Here is a 16461-nt window from a genome sequence, read left to right on the forward strand (position 1 = left end):
ATACCGAACTGTGGCAGTGGCGTCTGGCCGCGCGCTGCCGGGAAGAGGACGCCGAGATCTTCTTCCCCCCGACCGGCGAGCGCGGGGAGGCCCGCGACAAGCGCGAGGCCCGCGCCAAGGCGCTGTGACTCATCGGTCATCGGGGCGGCAGGCCGTGCTCGGCGCGCACCTCGTCGAGCGAGGCGGTCCGGCCGGCGGCGTACTCGCGGTCGGCGACCGCGACCGACTCGGCGGTGCCGGGCCGAGACAGCCAGTAGATCGTCTCGTGCAGTGATTCCAGATCGTCGGCCGACATCAGGACCGCGGCCGGTTTGCCGTGCCGGGTGATCGTGATGATGTCGTGCGTGGCTTCGGCACTGTCCACCAGCGCCGAGAGCTTGTCCTTGGCTTCGCCGAGCGGTACCGTCGTCACGCGTTCATGGTAGCCCAGATATTAGCCAATGTCTAGCCGGAAATTTAGCCGATAACTTATATTATGTCAACCTGAACGCCTGGAATTGCACCCGATGACCGATCCGGTCGCCGGATTCGCGGCCGAGAAAACTTGGGCTGCAACACCTTCAATCGAATTGGCCGACCAGCAGGGATCAGGCCACCCCCTTCACGCCTCTCAACCCTTGACGCCGGTATTAGTATTTGTGCGAAACTTTGCTTGTGGACGATCATTACCTCTCTACACGTATAGCGCTCGGCCACCGACGTGCCGCGAGTATTGATCAACTATACTCAGGGTTGAATGAGCTTGAGGCGTTGGCAGGAAACGCAGCGACGGTCGATATGCATCTTCTTCCCGTATCCCGTGAGAAATTCGAGAAGTTGAAATTGTATACTTTCCGCAAGCCCCAAGAATCGTGGTTGTTCGCGCGGGATGACGCCAAGGATATCTACATATGCGTGGATGATGCTTCATCGGGGATAGACTCGTCGAACGTCTTTGCGGCGATATTTTTTCCGGAACTCCATACTCGACTCGTTTCTTGGTGGCTCGTTCACGCGTGGAGGTTCATGGATCTCGCGGATGCAACGCTGAATGGCCTCCGCGAGTGGCGGATCACAATTTCTGCAGTTGCTTCACGAGCCCTTATTGAAGAGGTCGGCTGCCTACTTTATGAAGCCAAGCAAATTGCCGAAGGGTGGAGGAAAGCAAAGTCATTGCCTGCAAAAGGTCGACCGCAACAAGTAAGAGATCTTCTTCATCCCCTCCTGGCGCAAGCAGCATTCGGCTCTAGAGGAGTAGCTGAGGTCCGTGGACTTCGCCCGGCTACAAACGTGCAAACGTACGTGGACAAGCTAGCAAAGGCGTCGGGTGAGATGGAATTCTTGCGGTGGTACGCTTGGCTCTCGAATGCCGCACATCCCGCAGTTGGATCCAGAATTGCATACGCAAGTCAACCACTCGTCCACGAAACGGACACCGTGGTACGCCGCAGGTTTACGCGTCGGCCAACTTCCATCCAAGGAAAGACCGAGGGTCTGGATTTTCTCATAGCACACCAATCGGCAGATGCCACAATTTCTGCAGTAAAGGTAGGGTTACCTTTACTATGGAAAGCACTTGAAATTGTCGACGATGTTGGTTTAACGACGCACGCCGCCACGTTCACGGAACAAATATACTGGCGGAACCTGAAACCAGTTCGAGGGAATCGATGGTGTCCGTGCGCTAAAGGTAGATGGAAGAGCTGTCAACATGATTGGGGTTCGCCAGCTCCTGAAATTTCAATCACCCTCTGCTGAATTTTCGCTAACCTCAGCCTTTCGTGAATCCAACGTGCTGGCCGGATCGCGTTTCAGATTGGCTGTTTCAACGTCGGTTCCAGGGGGCGACAGCGAGCAACTTCCCGAGATGTCGGGTGGTCTCCGGATGCACGGTCCCGGAGGTACCCCGCCCGCGGTGATAGTGCTCGCAGAAGGCCCCACTGACGCTCGCCGGGAATCCGTTCTGGATGTGGCGAACTCAGCGTTCAGACAAACACTGCCGACACGGATCTTCGACTGCGGACTCACCGGTAACCGGCCATACGTCAACCGACCCGAGGACGTCGCGGTGGCACGGCGTAATTGCCTCGCCTCGGGCAGGGCGGCGGCCGGCTCGGTCACCCCTCATAGGCACCAGGCTGACGATGCTGTTCCAGCTCGGCTGACGTTCCAGTGGGCATTTCGGCCGTACTCGCCCCAGCGGGTGTTCCGTTCGTCACCGAGAGTGGGGTGATCGTCGTCGTGGTGCACTTGGAATTCAAAGCGATTGGGCTCAACCACGGGCCTTGAGCATCGTCCAGATCGCATTGGCCGCATCCGCGTACCTGTCGTCGAGATTTGTCTCGGTGTCGGGAAACTGAAGCTCTACCGTAATCGTGCGCGTCGTCATGAACCGATTGCTGTCCAGCATAGCCTGAAATCAGCGCCGCCTCGCCGTCGGAGATCTCCACGGTCGCCATTACATTGTGGCCCCCTTCCGACATCGGACCCGAATCAGGGTCACTGATCACCACCGGTACTCCGCTGTTCTGCTTCCACTTCGTCTATTCGACTTCACCCCGACGAAGATCCATCTCGATTTCCCCCAGCTCATATTCGATCTTGTTGACCAGATCCGCAGGCGTGTGTGCCTGGAATGAGGCGTCAAGATTGCCGGGTGAGCTTGAATGAGAAGGCATCAAGATCGGCCAACGTCCGCACTCCGCCTCCTCAAGTGCATGCTCAAGAAGAACTACCCGACCTAGAATTATCGCCGGCGTACGGTCACCCCACGCTTTTGGGACATGGAAAGTGGTAATCAAGGCCTTACCGCGTCGCGAATGCACTGGTCGAAGCAGAGCGTTCAGTTCTGTCCGCGCTGCTCGAAGCCGATCCCTTAGAGTGGCGACCGAATAGGCCAAGACTTCGGGCTCGGCGTTCTCGCCCAGCTCTTTTAAACTTGTCAGCGTGACGTTGCTCCGCTCCGCCATGCGTAAAGCTCCAGCTTGGAACCCCGCTTCACTAAGCAGAATTCCTCGCGATGCCCCGATATCAGCAACGACGGATGACAGAGCTGCGACCTTCTCTTTAGGAATCGGACGCGCCCAACGCTTACATTCGACAATCCACAAGAAATCTATTCCCCCGTGCCTCCCACGGACAGCGACGTCGATGTCATGGGTGCCGCGCACCCCTTCGATCCGCTCATCAGTCGTTGCAATAAGCCCCAGAGAGCGGTAGAATTGCGCGGCCTCTTCCTGATAGTCCTTCCACGCCGGCATTAGTTCAGTCTCGCCTCATCACTTCCAAAAGCCAAGTGGGATGCCGACCTGAAACACCTCGGACGAGAAGGCCGGGCCGGGGCATCGGGTTGCATCCGACGAGTGCCGATGTCCTATGTCTACGACCCTCGGATAGTCGCCACTGATCTCACCGACCTCGCATACGAATCCGGGTACGAGACCCTTATCGACGAACCAAGACTTACTTACGAAGGAGCATCGACCACTACAGCCACTGAAGGACCACCGATTCCTCAACAAGATCCTCGGTGACGCTACCGTCCGCTTTGATAGTCACGAACTTCGCACGTCCCGCCACACCGGCAGCGTCCCACTTCTCAGACTGCCAATCTTTTGGAATCACCGACTTGGCAAGTTTTACCTGTTCGTCTAGAGTGAGCACTCCGGCTTCGCCACATTTCTCCAGCTCTGCTGTCAGGGCACTTCTGAAGTGCTCTATTGCTGTTTCAACGATAGCGATCTTGGCAGCATCACTGTAAGAGCGAGCAAGGATCTCTTCTACAAGGCTGCGAGCATAATCAAGTGCGCCCGGAGTCTGGGTACACTTGTTAACTGCGAGTTGCCATGCAGAGCTATCCGAATTCTCTCTCAGTTCGCCGCGGAAAACGATCGACTGGGCATCGTCGATGAGGGTCCGATGAATTATACCGAGCGGTGTGATCGTCCAAAGTTCAGGGGTTCCGACGGGACCGAGCGACTCACGCGCCAACTGAAGAAGCAATTCGAGCGGAGCTTCCTTGGCGGCATCGCACCGACACCAACCGGGGTCATCGCAGGGATCGTATGCTGGGCTCTCAGCAAGAGCGACAGGGTCACACCCGCAGTATGGACTCAAGCACTCATAAGTCGCGTCCCAGCAAGTTTCCCGATGCGGGCAGTCGCACTTCCGCGTCCCGTTGAAGGCATAGATGGCATCCCTCAGCGCCTCGGCGACGCCTCGACCGATGGTGGATAGGACCCCAGAACCGTCCACCAGCCCGTCGAAGAAGCGCTGGATGTGCATCTCGACACGTTCATTAGAAATCTTCGCTCGCCCGTTAGACGCAACGACGACTATGGCTGCCGACCCGGTCCTATCGACGAAGCGGAAGACGTTTACCTTCCTTGCGTCATTGCATTCGGCACGACGAAGCGGCGCTCCGCTGCACGTCCGACCATCGGCGGCCATGACTACTCCGCCCTGTCCCTGAGCCCAGATATTTACCGTCACATGGCAAAGTAAACTATCCCGACCTAGGTAAGGTCTAGCTCCTAAGGCAAACGGCCGAGGCACCGATCTCCAGTAATAGCACAACGGGCGTGATCGGCCCTAACCACCGCCCATCCCGTCACTAGGCCCCGAGTGAGGGTTTGAGAGGGTTGATAGTTCCTAGCAGCTGGAGCAAACAGAAGGTTCCGCTCATTCGCGTAAAGAAGCACCTTCGTGCGTGCCTCTTTGTCAGCTATCTGTCACTTGCGTCGGACAGTAACTCCGTCAACCCTCACCCGAAGACTGCTTTTCCTGAAATCCCGGTAATTTCCGGATAAAATGCCCTGGATCGATTGGACCCCTGCCGTCAAGAAGGTCCCTCAACACCGCCCATTGAACCTACTGTGGATCCCGCTCTGAAGGGGGGCGCAGTTCGTCGCCGGAGCATGATAACCACAAAATCCATTAGAGTGCTGTCCGCATTTGACGTAGTGCAGTCGCCACCGGACCGTTGTACACAGCACGAACGCTCGCCGCTTTCCACGTCGTATTGCGGCGCGTGGTCGGGATGCCGTCGGCAGTTAGTCCATCAGCGATTGTCCATGAGGCCCGACCAGCGCCCCGCTCGGCCACATACGGGCCACTACCCCTACCGGGAGGACGGACGGACAACCAAGACGAACGCCCGCGGCATTCTTTGCCGCGAGGGCGTCCTTCGTCACTATCCCGAGCACCGGCCGAAATGGCGGGGCAAACGGCGGCCCCCGCACGACGGTCGTCTACTCCGAGGACTTCGGCGGGGCCGGCCTTGTACGCGGCGGGACACCGCGCGAGCGCGGCGACCCGGCGGATGCTATCCGACGACGCGCCGGACCTGTCCTCCTGCCGCATCCCGGCCGATCCCCGGCCGCCGCGATGTGCGACGCGTCCGGTCTGGGCCCCTAGGCGCAGTGCAACGCGGTGCCGGGGGTGCGTTTCGGATATCCGGATATCACGTCGACGACGGCGTCGTGGTCGGGTCGGTCAGGCGCAGGAACGCTCCGAGGTCGAGCAGGTCCTGCGGGGTGGCCGGGAGGTAGTCGGTCAGTCCGGGTGAGCGCAGCACCAGGGTGGCCCACAGGGCGCGGGAGACGGCGACGTTGAGGCGGTGCCGCGAGAGCAGAAACCCCATGCCGCGGGGGATGTCCTCGACCGCGGAGGCGGTCATCGACACCACCACCACCGCCGCCTGGCGGCCCTGGAACTTGTCGACCGTGCCGACCTGCACCCGGGTCAGTCCCGCCCGGGCGAGGTGGGTTTTGATGAGGTTGACCTGGGCGTTGTAGGGGGCGACGACGAGCACCTCGGCCTCGGTGAGCGGGCGGGTCCCGGCGAACGCGGCCGGGTTGCGCCACTCGGAGCCGAGGAGCGCCTCGATCCGGTGCACGACCTCGGCGGCCTCTTCGGGGCAGGAGGTGGCGTTGCCGTGGTGCTCGACGAGCACGGGGTGCACCCCGGGCGCGAGACCGGTCAAAGACCGCGCCGCGGTGACCGGGCGCTGCGAGCCGAGCTTCCCGTCGTAGGACAGCTGCGAGATCCGCTCACACAGGGCCGGGTGCAGGCGCCAGGTGTGGGCGAGGAAGTACCCGCGCTGCGGGGGCAGGGTGTCGTGGCCGTCGGCGAGCCAGGCCAGCACGGAGACGTCGACCGGTTCGGGGTGGGTGCCCTGGGTGACCTGCGGCAGCTGCTGCGGGTCGCCGAACAGCAGCAGGTTGCGGGCGGCGGTGGCCACCGCGACGGTGTTGGCCAAGCAGAACTGGCCGGCCTCGTCGACGACCAGCACGTCCAGGCAGCCCGGGGCGACGCAGCGGGTGTTGGTGAAATCCCACGCGGTGCCACCGAGGACGCACCCCCCGACGCCGGTCTGCATCAGCGCCGGGAACTGCGCGGCCTCGATCGGCGTCCAGACCGGATCGGGTTTCTGGGCCTTGGGTTTGAGGACCCGCTCCCCCGGAACCCCGGCGTCGACGATCTCGTCGAGCAGATTCTCGACGACGGAGTGGGACTGGGCGACCACCCCCACCGTCCAGTGGTGCCGGGTGACCAGCTCGGCGATCACCCGGGCGGCGGTGTAGGTCTTGCCGGTGCCCGGTGGCCCCTGCACCGCCAGGTAGGACTCGTCGAGGTCGCGCACCGCGGCGGTGATCGCCGCGACGTAGTCACCGCCGGTCACCGCGGGCAGCGCGGCCCCCGAGCGGGTGCGGGGCGCGATCCGGCGCAGCACATCGACCGCGGCGGTGTGCGGCATCGCCGGCAAGGTGCGGCACATCCGGTCGGCGACGGTCTCGAGGGCGTGCTCGATCGAGACCGTCCGCACCGGCGGGCCGGGGGCCAGCGCCATCGGCACCGCGGTGTACTCCTCGACGCCGTGGCCTAGCAGCTCCTCGACCTCGACGACGTCACGGAAGACCCCGTCCACGGTACGAGTACTCACGTTGCGGATCGTGGCGCCGGTGTAGCCGCGGGTGCACGCCCCACCGTCCCGCAGCCCCGCCGGGGCGGGCGCCTCGTACAGCAGATACACCGTCTGCCCGGCGCGGACGGTGCTGCCGGGTGCGAAGTCCCCGATCAGGGTCAGGTGCCGGCGCTGGCGGCGCTGCTTCGCGGTCGCGGTGTGCCAGTCCCGATCGCAGGTGACGGCCGCGGCGATCAGGGTGTCGCGGACATCGGCCCACTCGTCGACCGGATGCCTCAGGCGGTCGTAGTGCCCCCACCAGAACGGTTTGCGTTCGCGGCGGTGATACCCCAGGGCCGCGGCCATCAACGCCGCGGCCTGCTGCTCGCCGCTGTGCTGCTCCGGGGCATCGGCGTCGGCGAAGGCAAGCAACCTCGCCTCGTGCGCCGACGGGGCGGGCGGCTCGGGTACGGCGTCGTCGTCGATGACCGCGGCGCCGTCGGGACACACCCCGGCACCGGCGGCCTGGGCGAGCAACCAGTCCCGCAGCCGCAGCGTCGACAGGCAGTCGGCCTCGTTGTAGGCGGCGATCTCGGCGAGCACCGCCTGCGCCGCGGCGGTGTCGCCGGCCTCGCGCAGCGCGCAGTAGTCGGCGTAGGCGACGATCGATGCGGCGCCGGTGGTGACGTCCCCGCCGCGGGGGCCCAGGTACAGCGGTTCGAGCTGCTTAAGCCCGTAACCGCGCTGCCCGACCCGCAACGCGGAACGCACGATCGGATACAGATCCACCAGCACCCCGCTACGGAGCAGCTCGTCCACCGTCTCTTCGCCCACGCCGTGCCGCCCGGCCAGTCGCAACAACGCGATCTTCTCGTAGGCGGCGTAGTGATAGACGTGCAACTGCGGATACTCGCGGCGGCGCACGGTGAGGTAGTCGAGGAAGTCGAGCAAAGCCCGGCGTTCCTCCCCGCGCGTGTGCGCCCAGCGCGGCCGAAACCGCGGCGCCTGCGCCGACCCCTCCAGCACACCGAACAGGTACTCCAGTCCCCACTGCGCGCTGCCGTGCTCCGCCCACAACGGATCACCCTCGAAGTCGAAGAACACATCCCCCGCATCCGGGGCGGGCAACGCGGCCAACGCCGCCGGGGCGAACACCTCCACCACCGGCTGCCCCGTCTGCTCCTGCCGCACTTGGACGGCGGCCTGGGCCCGCAAGGCGGCGAGGCTGCAGTCGGACATCCCCGGCACCGGACCGGTGCCGGTGGCCAGGGCATCGAGGGTATCCACCCCGGCGGCACGCAGCCGGGCCCGCTGCGTGGCCCGCATCCCCGCCACCAACAGCAGATCCCGGGCGGCGGCGACCTCCGGTTCACACACCGCGCAGCGTCCGCACGCGGCGTACCGCCCGTCCTCCCACACCGCCGGGGTGCCGGTGTGGTGATGATCGTCGATCAGGGATTGCAGGCGGGCGCGGCGCTGGAGGTACACCGGGACGAGCTCGGCCACCGGGTATGAGGCGGTGGTGTCGTCCCCGAGCAGCAGATGGGTGCGACGCGAGACCGGTATCCCCCGCCGGTGCAGAGCGTCGGCGTACGCGGCGAGCTGCAGCAACGCCGGCACCTTCGCCCGGCGCGCCAGCTTGGTGTCGTACACCGCGTAACCGTCATTCTCTTTGACCAGGAAATCGGCGAACCCGACCAGCCGGCCGTCGAACAGGGCCCCCTGGTAGATCACCGGATGCCCCGCCGTCAGGGCGGCCACGGTGGCATCGGCGGCGGTTGCCAGAGCGTGGGCGGTCATCACGGGCCGCTCGACGGTGACCACCCCCGCGCCGAACCGGGCCTCGAACGCGGACAGATGCCGATGCTCGTGCACCTGGCCCAACTCCGCTGCCCGCGCGAGCACCGGATCGACGACCGGCTCCGGGGACTCGGCCACACCGAGGACCGCGTCCAGGGTGCGCATCACCGCGAACTCGCACTCCGCCGCCCGCACCAGATCACTCGCGCTGAACGCCACCGACCCGTCGAGGAGGAACATCGCTCTACCTCCGACTGCCGCAGCGCGTCACCATCGCTCGACTATGGCAGATGCCGCCGTCGCGGATCCCTCCAACGGCAGCATGAGATCGAATGAGGTAAGGGGCAATTGTCGTCTATCCCGCTCAACGTCACTGGGTGGATTCGGGTGGCGGGTAATCGCCGATCATCCCCGCCTCGATCGGGTTGTAGTGATACCCAGCCGCCCGCAGCTCTCCCCTCCGTTTCAGCAGCTTCGGCGGCAGGGCTCCGGCACCGTGGGGCTGTTCTGCGAATCGGTCGAGGACAGCCAGCTCTGCGGGGCGGTTACGGGCTGAACGAAACCGCTGGCACGCCGTCCAGTAGGGCGCCGGCGCGATAAACCCGATACCGGAGGTCTCGGCATCTACCCTTGCCAAGTTCTCGACGGAATCCATGTACCGGAAGAGGAACTGGATGGTCTGCTCGGATTCCCTGCCCTGTAGCGGGTGCTCCCAGCTTGGTTTGCCGTCGAGGTCGGAGCCCCGGTTCGGCGGTGTGGTGCCGTTGCCGGGAGTGTCGGAGTAGACGTACCCGGTGCCGTCGCGGACCACCGTGCCCCAGTACCGTCCGTCCCAGAAACGTTCCTTCTCACGACCGGTGGGATCGGTGTACCAGCCAGGCTGAGCTGCCGGTGCACGTGGGCCCTCGGGGGATGGCGGCTTCGTGGTGCTCGGTGCGACAAGAGGCCGGAACTCAGGGGCTTTGCGGGTGCGCGCGGAAAGATCGACACCCAGTTGCTCGGCGACTTTGTGTTGGGTCTTGAGCCAGGCGGTCACATCCTTCGGATAAATCTCGATCAGCCGGATACCGTGCTGTTGCGCCAAGCTCCGTTTGGTGTGGATCTTGGCGTCGTAGTCGGCGTTCCCGACAAGACCGAAGAACTCGATGAAGGCGTCACCGACTTGGAAGTCGGCCCGGTAATTGCTGTCTGGGTACCCGGGCTCTTTGGTGTGCACGATTCCGTACGAGGTAAGCCAATCATCGATGATCTTCTCGCCCAGCGAGTAACAGGCGTGACCATCGACGGCGATCGAGCGTATTCCGCGGGATGTGTGCTGGGTACCATCGGGGAGGACCCCTGCGGCGACGAGGGCATGAAGCCACGATCCGAACGCAGCCTTGACCTTGACGATGCTCGGACGTCGGGCACCGAGTTCCAAGGCAGCCGTGCGGGCGTTGTCGTCGAGACCAGCCAGCCCGAGGGGTTGATCGAAGATGTTCTGAGGCGGTACGGCTTCGAGGATGTTGGTCAACTCGACGATGTAGTCCACGATGTCGGCGTCGGAGTACGCATCGTCATTGAGATCGTTTTCGAAGAAGCACTCTTCACAGCACTTCCGGCAATACTTCAGGTTCGGTCGCCCGAGCCGTCGGTAAGGCCACCCCACCAGGCCATCCTCCCGGAATCGTGCCCCGCAGCGAAGGCAACTGCGCACTTGCGGCTCCGGTAGCTCGTCTTCCATCCCCGTCGAGCGAGCCCGGGCAATCGCAAAGTACATCAGGACGCCGTACCACTTGTACTCCGAACACACCGGATCTTCGGCAGCCCACTTTTCGATCGTGGCGGAGGGAATCACCGAGGTCAGAGCGTCCAAGACTTCCCAAGGGTAATACCAGGCATGCTCAGCGATGACACGGCGGACCACGTCGTCGTGTTCGCGGTTCCACCACTTAAGGATGTGTGGATTCTGTGCGTACTCCAGAGGAACCTGGAGCTGGAGCCCGGGATCGTCGAAAGACTCGTTCACAGTGGTGATCATGGCGTAGAGCTGAGACAAATAGCCCGAGTTGAGCTTGATTGCCTTTCCTGCAATACCGTATGCCCATATAAGTTCTCGACACGCTGCTCGTGCCGAGGGCCGCGGTTGTCGAGCTGTGCCCGACGATTCGATGACGACTTCACCGCGCGAGCTCAAGGAATTGGAGGTGTTCTTCGAAGAGGTCAAGAGACCGACCCCAACGCCCTCGGGTTTTGGGGCGTTGGACTACCGCCGCGGTCCGACCCCGCCACGGACTTACCTCGGTCCATACGACACGCGAATGATCCGCCCCAAGTCGAGGAGCTTGCTCGCACCGCAAAACTGCGGGGACGAGCCCATCCCCCGGCGATCCGGCACCAAATGCGCCGCCGGGCGGATGAGTACGGACGACGGCGGTGACACTCGCGACCAAGGTAAGCACCGACAGCACGGTCTGGATCCCCGGCACGGGTTGCGATCTCACCCCGTGGGGATGATTCGTGCACATGCGGATCGGCCTTGGCCGTGTGTCCCGCACCCCTCCTTGGAGGCACGAACCTGTTGAGACCTCGAAGGAACAATCCGCTGCAGAGCAGCGCCTGCGGTCCGCAGGCAGGTCCGTGCCTGTTCAGCCTGGCGCTTGCGCGCTGAGCCGCAAGTTAGGATTCGGAAAGTCTGTTTTGAGGTGAATGGAGTGTGGGCGTGTCTGAGTCGATCGCGAATCCGATCATCAACTCGCCCTATGTGCAGCCGGACCGCTACTTCGAGATCGGTCCGGGCGGCCCTACCGGCGAGATCAAGCCCGGTCGGCGCCCCAGCGAGTCCTACATCCCGATCGCGCCGACGAGGAAGGGCACGAAGGCCCCGGACAGCGTGCAGGACGAGTTCGACTTCGACCTGACCGGGGAACGGCGCGAGAAGAACCCGCTGATCAACGACCTGCGCCGCGAGGTCGGGCTGTGGCGGCAACGGGGCTACGGCCGGGTCACGCCCACAACACGGAAGCTGCTGCTGCACTGGGCCGACGAGTCACGTGAGAACCGAGTGCTGTTCTGCCAACGGGAGGCAGCCGAGACCGCGATCTTCCTGACCGAGGTGGCCGGACGCGACGGGTTCACCGACTGGCGTCCGCGGCTGGCCGAGCACAACTCCGAGCACAATTCCGGGCTCCCGCGGGTGGCGCTCAAGATGGCCACCGGCTCCGGCAAGACCGTGGTGATGGCGATGTTGATCGCCTGGCAGACGCTGAACAAGGTGCAAAGCCCCCGGGATGCGCGATTCTCGAACCGCTTCCTGGTGGTGACTCCGGGCATCACCATTCGCGACCGGCTCCGGGTGCTGTTCCCGGAGGACCCGGGCAACTACTACGACGAACGCGGCCTGATTCCCCCGGATTTGAAGGGCGGCCTGCAGCACGCCCGGATCGTGATCACCAACTACCACGCGTTCCTGCTCAAAGACGCCAAGGAGATCAAAGGGGTCGCCTCCAACACCCGCAAGATATTGACCGCCGGCAAGAAACAGGACCCGTTCAAGGAAACCCCTGCGGCGATGGTGTCGCGGGTGCTCCGCGACCTCGGCGGTGCGGGCAAGGGCCGGCAGGAGATCGTCGTGTTGAACGACGAGGCGCACCACTGCTACCAGGACAAGCCGCTCGAGTCGGCCGCAAAACTCTCCAAGGAGCAGCAGGAGGACGTCGAGCAGGCCCGGGTCTGGTTCCGCGGCTTGCAGGCCGTGGCCCGGCAGATGGGCGTGAAGACCGTCTACGACCTGTCCGCGACCCCCTTCTACCTGGCCGGGTCCGGCCATCAGGAGGGTTACATCTTCCCCTGGACGGTCAGCGACTTCTCCTTGATGGACGCGATCGAGTCCGGGATCGTCAAGATCCCCCGGACCCCGGTCGACGACGACGCCACCCACGAGCTGGTCACCTACCTGCGGCTGTGGGACTTCATCGGGGACCAGCTGCCCAAACGCAAGGCCGCCGCGACGGCTGGCACCGACGGATGGATCCCACCTCCCGAGCTCGAGGGAGCGCTGCGCAGCCTGTTCCGCAGCTACCGCCGTTCCTACGAGCATTGGCAGAACACACTCGCCCAGCACGGGGAACCACCCCCGGTGTTCATCGTGGTCTGCCCGAACACGGTGGTCTCCAAGCTGGTCTACGACTGGGTCGCCGGCACCGAGATCGAGCGTGAGGATGGGGTGACGGTCGGCCGGCCGGGCAACCTGGATCTGTTCAGCAATTACGAGGACGGTCGCGCGCTGGCGCGCCCACGCACCATCCTCGTGGACTCGGCGCAGCTCGAATCCGGAGAGACCCTGAAGGCCGACTTCAAGGCGGCAGCAGTCGCGGAGATCGACGCGTTCAAGGCGGAGCTGCGGCGCCGCAGCCCAGGCCTGGATGTCGACAAGGTCACCGACGAGGAGATCCTGCGCGAGGTAATGAACACCGTCGGGAAGAAGGGACGCCTCGGGGAAGGCGTCCGCTCCGTGATCAGCGTGGCGATGCTTACCGAAGGTTGGGACGCCAATACCGTCACCCACATCCTCGGCATCCGCGCCTTCCGCAGCCAACTGCTGTGCGAGCAGGTCGTCGGCCGAGGCCTGCGACGACGCTCGTACGCCGTCAACGAGCAGACCAACATGTTCGAGCCGGAGTACGCCTCGGTATACGGCATCCCCTTCGCCTTCCTCCCCTCGGACAAGGCACCCGCCGAGGTGTTGCCCCGACCGCCCGCGATCGAAGTGCGCGCCCTGGAGGGCAGAGAGCACCTGCGGATCACCTTCCCCAAACTCGACGGCTACCGCGTCGAGGTCCCCGACGAGCAGCTTCACTTCGATCCCGCCGACGTTCAGCCGTTCGTGATCGGCCCGAGCACGGTCCCGACCTGGGTCGAGACCGCCGGCATCGTCGGTGAAGCCGAACGCGTCACCTACCCCGATCCGGCCGGCTTCCGCCCGCAGGAGGTCGCGTTCGCTCTCGCCAAGCGCCTGCTCGACTCCCACTTCACCGCGAGCAAGGACGACCAGCGGCCCTGGTTGTTCCCCCAGTTGGTCCAGATCGCCCGGAGATGGCTGGAAGCCTGTCTGGAGGTGGCCGAGGGGTACAGCGTGGGCTACCTGCTCACCAACACCGAGCGGCAGGCCGAGGCTGTCGAGGCGATCTGGCATGCGATCACCGTCCAGGTCGGGGACCGAAGAGAACGCCTGCGCCCGATGCTACGGCGCTTCGATCCCGTCGGCTCCACCGGGGACGTCGCGTTCCTGACCCGCAAGGCGGTCGAGACCACCACCAAGTCCGAGGTCAGTCACGTCACGCTCGACGGCAAGGACGGCAACACCTGGGAGCAGATCCTGGCCCTGCAGTGCGAACTCAACCGTGATGTCGTGGCCTACGTGAAGAACGACCACCTCGGGTTCGCCATCCCCTACGTCCACAAGGGTCGCACCCACACTTATGTCCCCGACTTCCTGCTACGCCTGAGGCGTGTCGAGGGAGAAGACTTCGACCGCACCCTGATCGTGGAGGTCTCCGGAGGGCAGAAGAGCCCCGGTCCGACGACGGTCAAGGCGCGGACCGCCCGCGACAGCTGGTGCGTGGCGGTGAACAACCACGGCGGGTTCGGCCGGTGGGGCTACGTTGAAATCGTCTCGATGACCGGAGTGAAAGACGCTCTGGCGGAAGCCATCAAGAACTTGTATGCCGATGCCCCGATCATCGGCGATCCCGATCTGCTCGATTTCGATGAGGTGGCACGTGGCGCGTAAGAACAGCCCGAAGGGGCCGACCCCGGTCGAGTCCATCCAACACGGCGACAAGCGGACCAACATCCCCACCGCCGACGCACACGACTTCGTGGATCCGCAGATCGAGGCGGTGCGGCAGATCCGGTATCTGCGTGACGAGAGCCTCGACCCACAGCTGATTTGGCGCGGCAAATACGACGACTCGTCCGACTCCGCGGATGAGTTGATCACCGATGCGCCGCCGCTCTTCATCCAGGAGAAGATCGACCCCCGAGTGCTGGTGGAAAACCTTCGCCGCACCGCCCAGGCTCCCGAGGAGGAGCCGGAGTTCACGCTGTTCGACACCTTCGACGGGCTCGATGAACTCGACCTGGTCGACTTCTACCGGCACCAGGCGAACTGGTCGAACCGGATGATCCTTGGTGATTCTCAGCAGGTGATGGCCTCCCTCGCCGAGCGCGAACAGTTGCGCGGCAAGGTCCAGATGGTCTACATCGACCCGCCCTACGGCATCAAGTTCGGCTCGAACTGGCAGGTCTCCGCCCGCAAACGCGATGTCAAGGATGGCAAACTCGAGGACGCCGCCCGCGAGGCCGAACAGATCAAGGCATTCCGCGACACCTGGGAACTCGGCATCCACTCCTACCTGTCCTACCTCCGTGTCTGGCGCATGATGGCGTGCGCGGAGGCGCCGTTGCGGAAGGCCTGGGTGACGAATCCGGCGCGCAGCGAGTGCCCACCGAGCTGCTGGACGAGGTCGGGGTCGTAGCCCGCCTGTTCGGCGCGGCGGCGGATCGCGTGGTGCACCGCCGCCCCCGAGAGTGCCGTCTCGGAGAGGTTGCCGTTGCGGCGGATCGCGCGCAGCAGCGGCGAGGCAGGCACGGTGCGGGGTCGGGGGCCGCGGCACACGTGCGCCGCGAACGGCTCGGCGCCGCGGAGCAGCCGGATCACGGCGGGCCGCCCGCCGCTGTCGAACGCGGCGACCGCCTGCGCCCACCGCAGCCACGCGCACGGCGGGCAACTGGTGTGGCTGTGCGTGAAGGGCAGGGCGCGGACGGTGCCGCGGCCCTCCTGATCGGTCTTGGACTTCCGGAGCTTGATGTGCAGCCCGTCGAGCCGATGCAGGCTGACGTCCCCACACGTCAGGGCGACCAGTTCGCTGCGGCGGAACGCCCCGGCAAACCCCAACAGGAGGAGGGCGGTGTCGCGGCGTTCGACCACCTCGTCGGCCCAGCCCTGACAGTCCGCGCGGGCCGTGTCGACGATGGCAAGGATGTCGGCGGTGAGCAGCGGCGCCCGGGGGGCACGGGGCCGGTCCCCCGCGGTGGCGTAGCCGCGGCGGATCCCGGACATCGTCGCCCGCACGAGGTCGTCGCCGGTCGGACTCGGGTGCCCGGCGGTGCGGTGGTGGTGCGCGATCGCGGCGAGGCGGTGCGCCAGGGTGGCCGGGGCGTAGGCCCGCTGTCCCGCCTCGGTGACGGTGTCGGCGCAGGCGACGAGGTAGGCGGCGACGGTGACCGGATGCGCCGGCACCGCGGTGTGGCCTTCGCGCTGGCACCAGGTGGTGAAGGCCCGCCACGCCGAGGCGTAGGTGCGGCGGGTCCCGGCGGCCCGCGCCGACGCCACCGACGCCGCGATCCGGGCTGCGGTGCCCGGGGCGAGGTCCGGCAGCGCCGGCCCCGCCGGGGCCGCGGGCACCACGATCTGCCCCTCCCCCAGTGTTTCCGTCTCATCCTTCACGGGTGGGGACGGTACCGGACGGCGCCGACACCGTCCCGGCACCCGGAAACGCGCCCACCTGGGGGTTCGCGGGGATAGCTGCGTAAATGGCATTTTTCATGCCCCACAATGTTCAGCGGTCGAAGCGTTGGACGAGGGCCGCCTTCCTCTTCTGCCCCGACAGGATTCCATCACGTTCGGGTGACGGACGGTTCCGTACGAGCGAGTCGCTGTCGTGAGACCGGTCGACACCCACGAAACTCGATGTCGTGGCAGCGGTGAGTCTACCGACGCCAGCAGGTCTACCCCT

The 16461-nt window shown here is 64.8% G+C and carries 10 protein-coding genes; 4 read left to right on the top strand and 6 right to left on the bottom strand.

What is annotated here, in order from left to right:
* Positions 1–23 precede the first annotated feature (23 nt).
* Complete coding sequence (locus AIIKEEIJ_RS34080) at positions 24–128, top strand: hypothetical protein (protein ID WP_338020990.1); 105 nt, start codon at positions 24–26, stop codon at positions 126–128.
* Between the two features lie 8 nt (positions 129–136).
* On the opposite strand, the gene AIIKEEIJ_RS19610 is transcribed toward AIIKEEIJ_RS34080, so the two are convergent.
* The gene (locus tag AIIKEEIJ_RS19610; protein WP_050034316.1) at positions 137–412 is read right to left on the bottom strand and encodes a type II toxin-antitoxin system Phd/YefM family antitoxin; all 276 of its coding nucleotides are present in this window, start codon (positions 410–412) and stop codon (positions 137–139) included.
* 242 nt (positions 413–654) lie between these two features.
* On the opposite strand from AIIKEEIJ_RS19610, the gene AIIKEEIJ_RS19615 reads away from it, so the two are divergent.
* Positions 655–1737, top strand: a complete 1083-nt coding sequence (locus AIIKEEIJ_RS19615; protein WP_161996388.1) for a hypothetical protein — start codon at positions 655–657, stop codon at positions 1735–1737.
* A gap of 785 nt (positions 1738–2522) precedes the next feature.
* Here the strand turns inward: AIIKEEIJ_RS19615 and AIIKEEIJ_RS19620 are convergent.
* The 4 genes from AIIKEEIJ_RS19620 to AIIKEEIJ_RS19635 all read right to left on the bottom strand — a co-directional run bounded on the left by AIIKEEIJ_RS19620 (position 2523) and on the right by AIIKEEIJ_RS19635 (position 10703).
* Positions 2523–3239: a restriction endonuclease gene (locus AIIKEEIJ_RS19620; RefSeq protein WP_161996389.1), complete on the bottom strand. Its 717-nt coding sequence runs from the start codon at positions 3237–3239 to the stop codon at positions 2523–2525.
* Positions 3240–3465: 226 nt separating this feature from the next.
* Complete coding sequence (locus tag AIIKEEIJ_RS19625) at positions 3466–4428, bottom strand: hypothetical protein (protein ID WP_161996390.1); 963 nt, start codon at positions 4426–4428, stop codon at positions 3466–3468.
* A 1012-nt stretch (positions 4429–5440) separates the two neighbouring features.
* The gene (locus tag AIIKEEIJ_RS19630) at positions 5441–8923 is read right to left on the bottom strand and encodes a TM0106 family RecB-like putative nuclease (RefSeq protein WP_161996391.1); all 3483 of its coding nucleotides are present in this window, start codon (positions 8921–8923) and stop codon (positions 5441–5443) included.
* Positions 8924–9053: 130 nt separating this feature from the next.
* Positions 9054–10703: a DUF2510 domain-containing protein gene (locus tag AIIKEEIJ_RS19635; RefSeq protein WP_161996392.1), complete on the bottom strand. Its 1650-nt coding sequence runs from the start codon at positions 10701–10703 to the stop codon at positions 9054–9056.
* A 681-nt stretch (positions 10704–11384) separates the two neighbouring features.
* On the opposite strand from AIIKEEIJ_RS19635, the gene AIIKEEIJ_RS19640 reads away from it, so the two are divergent.
* Both AIIKEEIJ_RS19640 and AIIKEEIJ_RS19645 read left to right on the top strand, forming a co-directional pair.
* Positions 11385–14453: a BPTD_3080 family restriction endonuclease gene (locus AIIKEEIJ_RS19640; protein WP_161996393.1), complete on the top strand. Its 3069-nt coding sequence runs from the start codon at positions 11385–11387 to the stop codon at positions 14451–14453.
* Positions 14443–15201, top strand: coding sequence for a hypothetical protein (locus AIIKEEIJ_RS19645; protein WP_238406479.1), 759 nt, complete (start codon positions 14443–14445; stop codon positions 15199–15201). The genes AIIKEEIJ_RS19640 and AIIKEEIJ_RS19645 overlap by 11 nt, the downstream gene beginning before the upstream one ends.
* On the opposite strand, the gene AIIKEEIJ_RS19650 is transcribed toward AIIKEEIJ_RS19645, so the two are convergent.
* Positions 15084–16172, bottom strand: coding sequence for an integrase (locus tag AIIKEEIJ_RS19650; protein WP_338020988.1), 1089 nt, complete (start codon positions 16170–16172; stop codon positions 15084–15086). The genes AIIKEEIJ_RS19645 and AIIKEEIJ_RS19650 overlap by 118 nt on opposite strands.
* Positions 16173–16461: the final 289 nt, after the last annotated feature.

The organism is Rhodococcus sp. YH1, from assembly GCF_009939605.1.
In the GTDB taxonomy this organism is placed as follows: domain Bacteria; phylum Actinomycetota; class Actinomycetes; order Mycobacteriales; family Mycobacteriaceae; genus Rhodococcus; species Rhodococcus aetherivorans.